General features: G+C 57.3%; 12 protein-coding genes. 3 read left to right on the top strand and 9 right to left on the bottom strand.

Annotation, left to right across the window (positions count from 1 at the left end):
- Positions 1–6: 6 nt before the first annotated feature.
- The 7 genes from ACF8YQ_RS15565 to pedF form a co-directional block, all read right to left on the bottom strand.
- Positions 7–585, bottom strand: coding sequence for a peroxidase-related enzyme (locus tag ACF8YQ_RS15565; protein ID WP_014422652.1), 579 nt, complete (start codon positions 583–585; stop codon positions 7–9).
- Positions 586–625: 40 nt separating this feature from the next.
- Positions 626–1,609, bottom strand: a complete 984-nt coding sequence (locus ACF8YQ_RS15570) for an MDR family oxidoreductase (protein WP_396621921.1) — start codon at positions 1,607–1,609, stop codon at positions 626–628.
- Positions 1,610–1,656: 47 nt separating this feature from the next.
- Entirely contained in the window at positions 1,657–2,298 is a 642-nt protein-coding gene (locus ACF8YQ_RS15575) for a TetR/AcrR family transcriptional regulator (protein ID WP_121207676.1), read from the bottom strand.
- A 229-nt stretch (positions 2,299–2,527) separates the two neighbouring features.
- Positions 2,528–4,048: an aldehyde dehydrogenase family protein gene (locus ACF8YQ_RS15580; RefSeq protein WP_058341837.1), complete on the bottom strand. Its 1,521-nt coding sequence runs from the start codon at positions 4,046–4,048 to the stop codon at positions 2,528–2,530.
- A gap of 204 nt (positions 4,049–4,252) precedes the next feature.
- Positions 4,253–6,028: a PQQ-dependent methanol/ethanol family dehydrogenase gene (locus tag ACF8YQ_RS15585; RefSeq protein WP_114334585.1), complete on the bottom strand. Its 1,776-nt coding sequence runs from the start codon at positions 6,026–6,028 to the stop codon at positions 4,253–4,255.
- A 145-nt stretch (positions 6,029–6,173) separates the two neighbouring features.
- Positions 6,174–7,130 (bottom strand): substrate-binding periplasmic protein, encoded by a 957-nt coding sequence (locus ACF8YQ_RS15590; RefSeq protein ID WP_396621922.1) that lies wholly within the window; start codon positions 7,128–7,130, stop codon positions 6,174–6,176.
- 71 nt (positions 7,131–7,201) lie between these two features.
- Positions 7,202–7,630, bottom strand: coding sequence for a cytochrome c-550 PedF (gene pedF / locus ACF8YQ_RS15595; protein ID WP_396621923.1), 429 nt, complete (start codon positions 7,628–7,630; stop codon positions 7,202–7,204).
- A gap of 361 nt (positions 7,631–7,991) precedes the next feature.
- Between pedF and ACF8YQ_RS15600 the strand changes: the two genes are divergently transcribed.
- Positions 7,992–9,839: a methanol/ethanol family PQQ-dependent dehydrogenase gene (locus ACF8YQ_RS15600; protein WP_396621924.1), complete on the top strand. Its 1,848-nt coding sequence runs from the start codon at positions 7,992–7,994 to the stop codon at positions 9,837–9,839.
- A 73-nt stretch (positions 9,840–9,912) separates the two neighbouring features.
- Positions 9,913–10,569, top strand: coding sequence for a pentapeptide repeat-containing protein (locus ACF8YQ_RS15605; RefSeq protein ID WP_396621925.1), 657 nt, complete (start codon positions 9,913–9,915; stop codon positions 10,567–10,569).
- Positions 10,570–10,596: 27 nt separating this feature from the next.
- On the opposite strand, the gene ACF8YQ_RS15610 is transcribed toward ACF8YQ_RS15605, so the two are convergent.
- The gene (locus ACF8YQ_RS15610) at positions 10,597–11,253 is read right to left on the bottom strand and encodes a response regulator transcription factor (RefSeq protein ID WP_058341844.1); all 657 of its coding nucleotides are present in this window, start codon (positions 11,251–11,253) and stop codon (positions 10,597–10,599) included.
- Positions 11,254–11,256: 3 nt separating this feature from the next.
- A complete protein-coding gene (locus tag ACF8YQ_RS15615; RefSeq protein ID WP_396621926.1) occupies positions 11,257–12,498 on the bottom strand; it encodes a histidine kinase in 1,242 nt (413 codons plus the stop codon).
- A 163-nt stretch (positions 12,499–12,661) separates the two neighbouring features.
- Between ACF8YQ_RS15615 and ACF8YQ_RS15620 the strand changes: the two genes are divergently transcribed.
- Positions 12,662–13,849, top strand: coding sequence for an ABC transporter substrate-binding protein (locus tag ACF8YQ_RS15620; RefSeq protein ID WP_227537561.1), 1,188 nt, complete (start codon positions 12,662–12,664; stop codon positions 13,847–13,849).
- Positions 13,850–13,888 lie beyond the last annotated feature (39 nt).

Below are 13,888 nucleotides of genomic sequence, written 5' to 3' on the forward strand. Positions count from 1 at the left end.
CTGCACTCAGCGCCCCAGCGAATAGAATTCCGGGTTAGCCCGCATGCTGGTGACATTGGCCATGCGATTGGACAGACCGAAGAAGGCCGTGATGCCTGTAATATCCCAGGCGTCCTCATCGGTAAACCCGTGCGCGCGCAATGTGGCAAAGTCGTCCTCATTCACGGCATAGGCCGACTGCGACACTTTCACGGCAAAATCCAGCATCGCCTTCTGGCGCTCGGAGATATCCGCTTTGCGATAATTCACCGCCACCTGATCGGCAATCAGTGGGTTTTTCTCCCGGATCCGCAAGATTGCGCCATGAGCTACCACGCAGTACTGGCACTGATTCAGGTTGCTGGTCGCCACCACAATCATCTCGCGTTCAGCCTTGGTCAGGTTGCTCTCCTTCTCCATCAGAGCATCGTGGTAATCGAAGAACGCTCTGAACTCGTCGGGGCGATGTGCCAGCGCCAGGAAGACGTTAGGAATGAACCCCGACTTCTCTTGTACTTTCAGAATCCGGTCGCGGATGTCGCTGGGCAACGAGCCCAGCTCTGGCACCGGAAACCGGCTGATCGGTTGTTCTTTTGGGTCCGACATTCTGCATCCTCTGTTGTTTTCAGTCTGTTCAAAACGCCGGTTAACCGGCGACCGGAATCACCACGCGGCCCCGCAACTTGCCCTCGAGCAACTGTCCGGCGGCACCGATAGCATCGTCAAAGGACACCTCGGTAATCATGCTGTCCAGGAGCTCCGGGGACAGGTCCTCGGCCAGACGCTTCCAGGCGTACAGGCGATCAGCTTTCGGAGCCATAACACTATCAACACCGCACAAGGTCACGCCTCGAAGAATGAACGGAGCGACTGTAGCCGGAAAGTCCATCCCTGCCGCCAGACCGCAGGCAGCAACAACACCGCGATACTTCATGGCCGCACAGACATTCGCCAACACTTGTCCGCCGGCCACATCAATAGCCCCCGCCCAGGTTTCACGGGCCAACGGCTTGCCGGGCTCCGTCAACTCAGCCCGATCCAGAATCTGCTTCGCCCCCAGGGACTTAAGATACCCTTCCTCCTCGGGCCGGCCGGTTACCGCAGTCACCGAGTATCCGAGTTTAGCCAGGATCGCTACCGCCACACTCCCAACACCTCCGGTTGCTCCGGTTACCAGGATGTCACCTGAATCCGGCTTGACGCCCTGCTTCTCCAGGGCGATCACGCATAACATGGCGGTGTAACCCGCGGTGCCAATAGCCATGGCCTGGCGCGGAGTAAACGGTGCTTGCAGCGGAATCAACCAGTCTCCGGAGAGGCGTGCCTTCTCAGCCAGCCCGCCCCAGTGTTTTTCGCCCACACCCCAACCGTTCAGCACGACCTGGTCGCCGGGCTTGAAATCCCGATTGTCGGATTCCGTCACAACCCCGGCGAGGTCAATACCAGGCACCATGGGATAGGTTTTGGCAATCGGCGCCTTGCCGGTAATCGCCAGCGCATCCTTATAATTCAGGGTGCTGTAAGCCACTTCAACCGTGACGTCGCCTTCCGGCAACTGGGTCTCGTCAACAGACTTCAGGGCCACCTGCTGATCACCCCGACTGCCTTCAATCACAATTGCTTTGAACATGTTGCCTCCCGTTCTCCGTTTAATCAGTGAACTTGCGTATCGAGCTCTCAGGCTCTTTGTACAAGCGCCATGAATCCTTGGGCAAACCGATCCAGCGGCTGAGCTGACTGCTCCAGTTTGGCCCTGAGCACAGCGCCCTCCCAGCCAATCCAGAAAAACTGCGCTAACGACTCGCAGCACGCGCTTTGCGGGATATCACCCGCTTGTCGGGCCTGCTGAAGAACTCGGGCAACCCGGGCTTCCCAATCCCGAAAAGTATCGCTCAAAAGCTCTCGGAAACTTTCCGGGAGGGCCGCCATTTCCTGCCCCAGATTGCCGATCAGACAGCCTCGCCGGTAGTCATATTTCTTCATGCCCGCTTTGGCGTCCTGAACAAACGCCTCCAGCCTCGAAAGCGGTGGCCGGGAATCGTCAGCGAAGGATCGCTCCAGTTTACGGGCAAAGAAGTCACCGTAGGCTTCGATCAGCGCCCGGCCGAACGCTTCTTTGTTGTCGAAGTAGTGATAAAACGACCCCTTGGGTACGCCGGCCAGCCTCAGGATTTCGTCGATACCGGTATAGGAATAGCCCTTCTCGGTCAGCACTGCCAACCCGAATTCAATCAACGCCTGCCGGGTATCCTGATAGCTGACGTTCTGGCTCTTGGGTGGCCTGCCGCGCCTGCGTTGGGGTGTCTTGGATTCTGCCATTACGCTTACTTTAGACCGCTCGTCTACAAAAACCTGAAAACACTTTAGACCAGTCGTCTACAAAAAACAAATGGCATAAAAAAAGGCCCTGGGAAGGGCCTAAGGAGAGTGGTAAAACATCCCGGGCTCCAGCAGGAGCCACCCGGCAGACGCCGGGCTCAACAAAAGCACCGTCCTTGTGCGGTCACACGAAAAAGGGGCCGATGCAGACAGCCCCGACGCATCCGGATCAGAAGAATCCGAGAGGGTTGGTGTCGTAGCTGGTCAACATACACTTGGTCTGCTGATAGTGTTCCAGCGCCATCTTGTGGGTCTCGCGGCCAACACCGGACTTCTTGTAACCACCGAAGGCCGCGTGGGCAGGGTATGCGTGGTAGCAGTTCATCCAGACCCGACCGGCCTGGATATTGCGGCCCATGCGGTACGCAAGATTGGTGTCGCGGGTCCACACGCCGGCACCCAGACCAAACTCGGTGTCGTTGGCGATGGCCAGGGCTTCTTCCTCGGTTTTGAAGGTGGTGACACCCACCACCGGGCCAAAGATTTCTTCCTGGAACACCCGCATCTTGTTGTCGCCCTTGAACAGGGTCGGCTGGATGTAGAAACCGTTGTTGAACTCGCCTTCCAGGTGCTCGCGGTCACCACCGGTCAGCACAACCGCGCCTTCCTGACGACCAATTTCCATGTACGACATGATCTTGTCGAACTGTTCCTTGGACGCCTGAGCACCAACCTGAACGTCGGTATCCAACGGGTTGCCACGCTTGATGGCCTTGGTGCGCTCAACCACTTTCTGCATGAACTCTTCGAACATATCTTCCTGAACCAGCGCCCGTGACGGGCAGGTGCAGACTTCGCCCTGGTTGAAGAACGCCAGCACCAGGCCTTCCACGCACTTGTCGATGAACTCCGGCTCTGCCTTCATCACATCAGAGAAATAGATGTTAGGGGACTTGCCACCCAGCTCAACCGTGGACGGAATAATGTTTTCGGCTGCACACTTGAGGATGTGCGAGCCAACCGGGGTGGAGCCAGTGAAGGCGATCTTGGCAATACGCTTGCTGGTGGCCAGGGCCTGGCCGGCTTCGATGCCGTAGCCGTTGACAATGTTGAGCACGCCCGGCGGCAGCAAGTCGCCAATGATTTCCATCAGCACCAGGATGCTGGCCGGGGTCTGCTCGGCGGGTTTCAGCACGGTGCAGTTACCGGCGGCCAGGCATGGGCCCAGCTTCCAGGCCGCCATCAGCAGCGGGAAGTTCCAGGGGATAATCTGACCAACCACGCCCAGCGGTTCATGGAAATGATAAGCTACGGTGTTGTGGTCGATCTCACCCATGTGACCTTCCTGGGCGCGCAGGCAGCCTGCGAAGTAACGGAAGTGGTCGGCCGCCAGCGGGATGTCGGCATTCAGGGTTTCACGAACGGCCTTGCCGTTGTCCCAGGTCTCCGCCACCGCCAGCTTTTCGAGATTGGCCTCGATACGATCAGCAATTTTAAGCAGGATGTTGGAACGCTCTGTAGGGGATGTTTTGCCCCAGGCCGGCGCGGCCTTGTGGGCGGCGTCGAGCGCCAGCTCGATGTCTTCAGCGCTGGAACGCGGAATTTCACAGAAAACCTCGCCGGTGACCGGCGTGATATTTTCGAAATACTGACCTTTTACCGGCGCTACCCATTCACCGCCAATGTAGTTCTCGTAGCGGGATTTGAATGAAACAACGGAGCCTTCCTTACCTGGTTGTGCGTAGATCATGACGTTGACCTCTTTGTTGTGTTTGTCGCTTGGCAACGCGGCCTTTCGCGTTTACGTATTCAATGTAGTCGCCACACGCTGATTCGTGAATGATTCGTTGGAGGGGAACCACTGGTACCTTGGTAGTAGATGCCGGGGTGCCAGCAATCGCAAAGATAAAAAAAGGGCCACCCGCAGGCAGCCCGAAGAGACACTCAACTCAGCTTATTTAGCGGCAACACGATCCTTGGGCAGCTTGAACGTCCAGACCATACCACCCTGGTTGAAATCCTTGACCACCTTGGCCACTTCCCCGCCCCAAAGGGGTACAGCACCACCCCAGCCAGAGAGGACTGACACGTACTGTTCGCCATCCATGGTCCAGGTGACCGGTGTACCAACCACGCCTGAACCGGTATTGAACTTGTAGAGTTCTTCGCCAGTCTTCGCATCAAAGGCTTTCAGGTAGCCTTCCGGGGTTCCTGTGAACACCAGGTCTCCCGCAGTGGTCATTACGCCACCCCAAAGAGGGGCCGGGTTCTCGTAGCGCCAGACTTCCTCACCGGTTTTCGGATCCATGGCCCGGAGCACGCCGATATAGTCTTCATTCGCGGGCTTGATGGTGAAGCCAGCACCCAGGAAAGCCGCGCCCTTCTTATAGGAAACTGGCTCGTTCCAGATGTCCATCGACCACTCGTTCGACGGCACGTAGAAGAGCTCGGTTTGCGGGTTGTAGGCCATGGGCATCCAGTTCTTGCCGCCCAGGAAGGCCGGTTGGGCCACTACCGTTTCACCCTTGCCAGCTTCAGAGTTCGAGGGATCGCCAGGGCGACCGTTCTCGGCAAAGATCGGCCGGCCGGTTTCCGGATCCAGGCCTTCAGCCCAGGTGATCTTGTCGACAAACGGGAAGCCGCGAATGAAATCACCGTTCTCGCGGTTAAGCACGTAGAAGAAGCCGTTACGGTCAGCAGTAGCCGCCGCTTTGATGGTCTTGCCGTTTTCCTTAAGATCAAACGAGATCAACTCGTTTACGCCATCGTAATCCCAGCCGTCATGGGGCGTGGTCTGGAAGTGCCACTTGATGCTGCCATCATCAGGATCAATGGCCAGGCGTGAAGACGAGAACAGATTGTCGCCCGGGCGCAGATGAGAGTTCCAGGGAGCCGGGTTGCCTGTGCCAAAGAACAGAGAGTCGGTCTCTTCATCGTAGGTGCCGCCCAGCCAGGTTGCAGCACCACCATTTTTCCACATATCGCCCGGCCAGGTCTGTCCGGCTTTACCACCAGAAATACCGCTCTCGATTTTCTTGCCGTCTTTGTAGACGTACCCCATGTGGCCTTCAACGGTCGGACGGGTCCACATCAGGTCACCAGTGTTAGCGTCGTAGGCCTCTACCTTACCCACAATACCGAATTCACCGCCGGATACGCCGGTGATCACTTTGCCCTTAACAATCAGTGGTGCAGCTGTGATGGCATAACCTGCCTGGTAATCAGCTACTTTCTTGATCCACATGGGCTTGCCGGTGTCTTTATTCAGCGCCACCAGCTTTGCGTCCAGGGTGCCGAAGATCACCTTGTCGTTATACAGCGCCACACCCCGGTTAACCACGTCGCAGCAAGGCATGATGCCATCCGGCAGCCGGGCATCGTACTGCCAGATTTCCTCACCGGTCTTCACATCAATGGCATAGACACGGGAATAGGAAGCCGTTACATACATCACGCCATCCTTGATCATGGGCTGGGATTCCTGCCCCCTCATTTTCTCACCACCAAAGGCAAAACCCCACACCGGCTGCAGGTGCTTTACGTTATCAGTATTCAGATCCGTCAGCGGGCTGAAGCGCTGGCCCTGGAGGCCCATGCCATAGCTAACGATGTCGTCGGTGGTTTCGGCGTCTTTCAGAATATCTTCATCGGTTACCGCATGGGCCCCGCAGGATACGGCCAGTGCCAGTGCACTGGCGGCAATGCGAATCCCGAATTTGTTCGATCTCATGGTTGCGCTCTCCAAGTCTCTTGTTGTCAGTTTCGAGCCGAACCGGGAAGTTTTCCCGACCCTGCGTTGATTTTTCGCAAACCTCGCAAACTCAACAATTGCCCCCACGGACAGGTTTTCTCATCACTTGGTAGTAAGACCCGCCCTATTTCTGGCCTTCTGCCTGCGCAATGGCTTCCTCACTCAGGAAATCCCGGTAATAGCCCGGCACGCTGTAAGCAAGCTCCATTCCGGTGAAAGCCTCATTAAGGGTTCCCTCGGTAACCAGTCGATTAACAATTCCCTCAATGGCATAACCCAGCTGACGGTGGGTATGCTTGACCGCCATTCCCACATCCCAGACCTGCTTCATCAACCCCGGGAAACCATTCTGGGCCTGCATAAAGGCCTCATTCTCAGGCTTTGCCAGCTCATGGTGGATTTCTGCTCGCATCCCCATAACGGCACTGACCTCGCCATTGCGCATGGCTTCAAACGCTGCCCTGACGTTGGGGTAGTGGCGCACCTGGTTGCGCATTCGCCCCTGCAACGCGGAACTCAGATAGAAATCCGGCAAGGTATCAATCTCAACACCGATGGGGTGGTACTGGAACACCGCCACGGTATCGACGGTATCGAGCTTTTCCGGGTTATAGGCAATTTGCCAGGTTTCCTGCTGGTAGGGGCCGAACAGCACCACCTGCTCATTGATGTATTCACCGGTGGAATCCTGCATGTAGGCGTACTGCTTGTCGTAAGGCACCCGCATCATCACGTCCGCCAGCCGCTGCTTGTCCAGGTAGTGGCCTTTCCACACGTTGTTGCGCAGGTCATCTCCCAGCTCTTCGTCCGGGATGATCCAGTGCACCCGGAACTCCACACCCATTTCCTGTGCAATCAGCTTCCCTAGTTCCACATCAATACCCCGGGGCTGCCCATCCACCTCATAGGAGTAGGGAGGAAAGTCCCGATATACCCCCACTTTCAGGTAACCGGAATCCAGAACGATATCGTAAGTGCGATCCGCCGGCCTGTTCAGCAGCTCGTCACCATCGTTAACCTCCTGGGCCACCACGGGCAGCGACAAGAGCACAGAGATCAGAAAGGATAGAATTGTTTTCATTATTGGTTCCCCCAACGACAGCGAGCCGGCACAGGGCCGGCTATGTTCAGAGCATCTGGACAATCATGGCGTTATTCAGGCTTGGGTAGAGACTCAACATAGGTCCGGATGGCCCACATTGCGTTCTGATCCAGGCTTTTCTTCCAGGACGGCATACCCCGGTCGGTACCGTTACGCACCCGGGTAATAAAGTACTCGTCATCCCACTCCGTCAGCTCCCGCAGGTCCGGCGTCAGCCCGCCCGACATGGCACGAATACCATGGCAACTGGCACAGTTGCCGGCATAGGCGCTTTCGCCCACTTTCACGGCTTCACTGTAGTACTCACTCAACTCATTTCCTTCACGGAATGGATTCTCGATACGCACTTCGTCGCCAAGAGAAGGCAGGTTACCGGTGTTTACCGGCTGTGGTGTCACGTTGCCATGAGCCATGACCAAACCGGCAGCACCTGCCAGCACGATGGCAATAAGCGGTCTGATTGAAATAGGCATTGTCATTGTTGCTACCTCTTTGTGGTTGCCCCAGTGTTGGCTATTGGATTTGTCGGTTGCCAACTCACTGCCAGACAGTCTAAGAACCTGTACCGCTGTTCCGAATGCCACTTTGGGGTTTCCGGCTTAGTTCCTTGGTAGTACACGATCCGGGCGAAGGCGAAAGCACAAGGCAGCATCCTCAAAACGAAAATCCAGCCATTTTTCAGCAAGAAACCGATCATCCGGGAAATTTTCCCGATAATTTCTGACATTTTCCCGAACATCACCTGTCATTTTCCGTCGCCGGACTACCGGGCATTTGCCAATACTCGGAACGTCAGCGTTCTTAACGCGCTGTTCACAACAACAATCAAGGGGAAGGAATATGAATCGTCGACAACATCCACTGATCAGGGGCATCAGCCTGGCCCTGGCGATGGGGACTGCGGGCGCCTTGAGCATGACCACTCAGGCAAAAGAAGTGAGCTGGGAAGACATCGTAAACGACGCCGAAACCACCCAGGATGTTCTGGGCTATGGTATCGGCCCCAAGGCCCAGCGCTACAGCCCGATGACAACCATCAACAAGGACAATATCGAGAGGCTGGTTCCCGCCTGGTCATTCTCGTTCGGGGATGAAAAACAACGGGGCCAGGAGTCTCAGGCGCTGGTACACGACGGCGTGATCTACGTTACCGGCTCCTACTCCCGGCTGTATGCACTCGATGCAAAAACCGGGGAACGGCTATGGGAATACAACCATCGTCTGCCGGAAGGCATTCGGCCCTGCTGTGATGTGGTGAACCGCGGCGCTGCCATTTTTGGCGACAAGGTTTTCTTCGGCACTCTGGATGCGGGCATTGTGGCCCTGAATAAAGACACCGGGAAAATCGTCTGGCGCAAGAAGTTCGCTGACCACGAAGAAGGCTACACCATGACCGGCGCCCCGACGCTGGTGAAAGACCAGAAAACCGGAAAGGTTCTGCTGATCCACGGCTCTTCCGGAGACGAGTTCGGTGTGGTGGGCAAACTCTTCGCCCGCGATCCGGACACCGGTGAGGAAGTCTGGATGCGTCCCTTCGTTGAAGGCCATTACGGGCGCCTCAACGGCGAGAAAAGCACCCCCACCGGCGACCCTAGGGCTCCCAGCTGGCCGGATGACCCCAACAGCCCGACCGGCAAGGTAGAAGCCTGGAGCCACGGCGGCGGAGCGCCCTGGCAAAGCGCCAGTTTTGACCCGGAAACCAATACCATCATCATCGGTGCCGGCAACCCGGCCCCCTGGAATACCTGGGCCAGAACAGCGCCCGGTGGAGATCCGGCCGATTACGACAACCTATACACATCAGGACAGGTTGGCGTAGACCCAACCACCGGCGAGGTGAAATGGTTCTACCAGCATACCCCCAACGATGCCTGGGACTTCTCCGGCAACAACGAGTTAGTACTGTTTGAGTACACCGAAGGCGGAGAGCAGGTCAAAGCCACTGCCCACGCCGACCGCAACGGCTTTTTCTATGTGGTGGACCGCACCAACGGCGAATTCAAGAAAGGCTTCCCGTTTGTGGACAACATCACCTGGGCAAAGGGTATCGACAAGAACGGTCGCCCTATTGAAGTCAAAGGCCAGCGGCCGCCACCTGTTCCGGAAGGTGAAACCCGGGGCGAAGCCATTGAAGTATCACCGCCCTTCCTGGGCGGCAAGAACTGGAACCCAATGGCTTACAGCCAGGATACTGGCCTGTTCTACATTCCCGCCAACCACTGGAAAGAAGACTACTGGACTGAAGAAGTCACCTACAAGAAAGGGGCTGCTTATCTGGGCCAGGGCTTCCGCATCAAACGCATGTACGATGACCACGTAGGCGTGTTGAGAGCGATGAACCCCCTCACTGGTGAGATCGAGTGGGAGCATAAAGAGAAGATGCCGTTATGGGCCGGTGTGCTCACGACCAAGGGTGGGCTTGTATTCACCGGGACTGGCGACGGTTTTCTCAAAGCCTTTGACGCCGAAACCGGGGAGGAGCTCTGGAAGTTCCAGACCGGCTCCGGAATCATTTCCCCACCCATCACCTGGGAAATGGATGGCGAGCAGTACATCGGTGTCACCTCCGGCTATGGCGGCGCTGTACCCCTTTGGGGCGGCGACATGGCTGAGCTGACCAAACCGATTTCCCAGGGCGGATCATTCTGGGTGTTCAAGCTGCCGTCATGGGCACAGGCTTCACGCTGAGTGCCGACCTACCAGGCCCGGCAATGCCGGGCCTTTTCATGCCAAAGAATGTCCATAAAAAAGAGAGCCAGACATGAAATCATGGATCACAGCAACCCTCCTGACCTCGGCTGTTTTTCCGGCCATGGCCAACGATGACATGGCCCACCTGGACACTGTTCAGGTGATCAACGGTTGCAAACTGGAGGCAGAAACCGCTTGCCCGGGCGCTGACTTGCGAGCCGCAGACCTGTCAAACCTGAACCTTCGCGGCGCAGATTTGCGGGGATCAAACCTGACTGGTGCCACCCTAAACCACACAAACCTTCGGGGTGCCAACCTCAATGGTGCAAAACTGGACAATGCCACAGGCTACCGGCTACAGCTCTACCGGGCATCCCTGCGCGGCGCCAAGGTTCGTAATGCTACCCTGCCAGGCCTTCAAGGCGAATACCTGTTTGCCCAGGGAGCGGACTTCACCGGAACGGATATTTCCGGCGCCAACTTCGCCTTTTCCCGCTTTTCAGGAGCAACACTGGCCGATACCCGGGCACCGTTCAGCAGCTTTGAAATTGCCTGGTTGCCCAAAGCAAACCTGCAAGGAGCAGACCTGACCGGAGCAGACCTGCAGGAAGCCAAGTTCGGGCACGCCAACCTTGCCAAGGCCCGGTTATCCGGGGCAAGGATTCACTTTGCCACCTTTGAAGGCACGTTTATGGAAGGCTGCACAGACTGCCCCTTTGACTGGTAAGCGCACCCGGAGAGGGCGGGGTCCGGCTCAGGCATTGCCAGCATCAAGCCCCTGCCCGAAACGCACCAGCCCGGCATCAACGGCCAGGTGCACCAGTTCGATGGACGATTCCACCTGCAACTTGCTTTTCAGTAACGCCAGATGGTTGGAAACGGTTTTGCTGCTAACGCACAGGCGTTCCGCGATTCTGGCCACGGCATCACCACGGGCAAACATCAGCAACACTTCCATTTCGCGCTGGGTCATATCCCGCAGACGACGGTCCACAGGGCGTTCCCGGTTCAAGGCAAGCCGGGTCGCAATCGGATGTTCAATGTAGGGCTGGCCGGCGCCTACCCTTCGAACGGCATCAGCCAGTTCTTCCGGAGCACAGTTCTTCGACACAAACCCCATCGCGCCCACATCAAGCGCCTGCCGAACCATGGGTAGTTCATCGTGCATGGTAAAAAACAGAATGGCCGCAGTCCGCCAGCGCTGGCGGATACGCCGAGCCACTTCAAGGCCGGAAATATCCGGCAGGCCCATGTCGAGCATCAGCACATCGGGTTGAATACTGCCATATCGGGCAACGGCATCCTGCCCGTTGTCCAGCTCAGTAATCGCGACTGCCGGCAACAGATTGCGCAGCAGGTTGGCGATACCCTGCCGGACAACCAGGTGATCATCCACAATCATTAGTTTCATTCGTTAACCTCCTGAACCGGCCGAAGGCGAACCCGCTCCCGCCGCCGGCATCGCCAGCAATACCCGGGTACCCTCTCCCAGATGGCTGAACAGTTCCATCCGGCCACCCAGACAACGGGCCCGTTCGCGCATCGAACGCAACCCCAAACCGCGACAGCCCGACAGATCCCCGGTACCACGACCGTTATCGCAAACCACCACCTCCAGCGCACCGCTTGACTGGGCAACTGTCAGTGATGCCCGTGTAGCCTGGGCATGTCGGGAAATGTTGTTTAATGCTTCCTGCAAGAAACGGTAAAGGTGTGTTTGCTGCTCACCGGTCAGTTCCGGCAAGCACTCATCCAGCTCTAACTGGCAGCTAAGGCCACTGAGTTGTTGCCACTGCTCGGCCAGGTGGCTTATGGCCGAGTTCAGTCCCAGCTGCTCCATCACCAACGGATGCAAGTCCTGCAACAGGTGCCGGAAGTGCTTTTGCACAGTTTCGCAATGATGCGCAAGTTCACTGGCCTGTTTTTTCTGTTCACTGTTCAGCGCCGGGTCGTACAGCCATGCCCTCGCCTGGGCGCGAATACCGGTCAGATACTGACCCAGGTCGTCATGCAGAACCCGGGCTATGTGTTCACGCTCCCGATCCTGGACCCGTAAAAGTTCCGTCATCAGCTCGCGCACCGTTTTCTGCTCCTGCTCCAGGGCAGCCGCCATGGTATTGAAGTGCGCCACCAGGTCGTTCACCTCCTGCAGATTCTGTGCACCCAGCCTCGATGCCAGCTGGCCCCGCTCAACACTCGCCATAGCCTCACCAAGCTCCGCCAGGGGCCGCAATCCCTGCCGGATAGCCCAACCAAGGGCCACAAAGCAAAGAGTCATGCCAAGCAAAAAGGCCGCGGAGATCAGCACAAAGCTCTCCCAGATTTCTTCAATTTCGTCTGCAGGATCCAGCTGCCAGCCGTTCACCGCCTGAGCGGGAATGCCATCTGCCATCAGGCGATAAAACCAATCCGGCATTTCCCGTGTGGTACCCGAAACCGCCTCACCAACGGAAACCGGTCTGAGATGCCGCATTTCCGGTACCAGCTCCGGCGCCAGCTGCGTTGGTGCTGGAAGACTTGCGGCCAGCTCCATCACTGACCCAAGTTCCCGCTCAATATCTCCCCTCGCCTGAAGGGTGTAGAACACCCCGCCCACTGCATATACAAGCAGGAAAACGGCCAGCATCAGCAGGGAAAGTTTCCGGTAGGCGGTCATGTCGTTATCCATCTGGCGGTATTTAGAGGCCTTACCTACATGCTACGGCGGCCATTTTTTGCAGGAATAGTTCTTTAGTACCGGCACATTCCTACTTTCTGAATATTTCCGGGAGGATTTCCCTTCCATAAGCTGGAAGGACAATAAAAACCCGGAGAATGCCATGACCCTCTCCATCAGACAGACCCTGATGACAGCCGTTACCCGATGCACGCTGATCGGCGCCTTAGCAACAGCCACACCCGCGTTTGCCCTGGATATTCGTATCGGTTACCTGCAGTTCGTACCCGATCAGGGGCCGGTACTTTCCAATGTCATCCCGGAACCGGAAGATGCCGGTTTGAGAGGTACTGAGCTTGCCCTGGCAGACAACAACACCTCCGGCAAGTTTCTGGGGCAGAACTATCTTCTGGAAACCCGTGTGACGGATTCTGAAGAGACTGCCCTGGCCGCCTTTACCGAACTGCAGGACGCCGGTATCGACCTGATCATTACCCGGATTCCCGGCCAAACCCTCCGCAAGGTTGTCGAAAGTGCCGACGACAAAACACTGCTGTTTAATGCCGGTGCCCGGGACAATGCCCTGAGGACCGCCAGCTGCCACGCTAACCTGTTACACACTATACCCAGCCACGCCATGCTGACGGATGCCCTGGGGCAGTGGCTGAAGCAACGCCGCTGGCAGGAGTTGTTTCTGATAACCGGCCCGACACCAGAAGACAAAGCCTGGGCCGAGGCCTTCCGCCGCACCAGCAAGCGTTTTGGATTAGACATCGTTGAAGATAAGCCCTGGACCTTCGATGCGGATCTGCGCCGGACCGCTTCAAAGGAACTGCCCCTGTTTACCCAGGGCGACGACTACGATGCGGTAGTCGTCGCCGATGTCCGGGGTGATTTTGGTGAGTACGTGCCGTTCAACACCTGGCTGCCGCGCCCGGTGGTGGGAACCCAGGGCATGACACCGGTTGCCTGGCACCGGGTGGTCGAAAGCTGGGGCGCTGCCCAGCTTCAGAACCGGTTCCGGGAACTGTCAGGCCGAAATATGAACAGCGAAGACTACGCGGCCTGGGCTGCAGTGCGAGCCATCGGCACCGCTGTGACGGCCATCAGTAAAGCCGATGCGCCTGCCATCAGGGACTTCCTGTTCAGCGACAAATTTGACCTTGCTGGCTTCAAGGGCCGGAAGCTCACCTTCCGGGACTGGAATGGCCAACTCCGTCAGCCGATTCCGCTGGTTCACCCGAGGGGCCTGGTTGCTCAGGCGCCCTTTGAGGGTTTCCTGCATCCCGAAAGCGAGATGGACACCCTCGGCTACGACAAGCCGGAAAGTAAATGCCGAATCAACAACTGACCGCCGAGGCGGCAGTACTCAAAACAAGAAGGAGTTACC

It is taken from the genome of Marinobacter sp. W-8 (assembly GCF_044342215.1).
Lineage (GTDB): Bacteria > Pseudomonadota > Gammaproteobacteria > Pseudomonadales > Oleiphilaceae > Marinobacter > Marinobacter nauticus.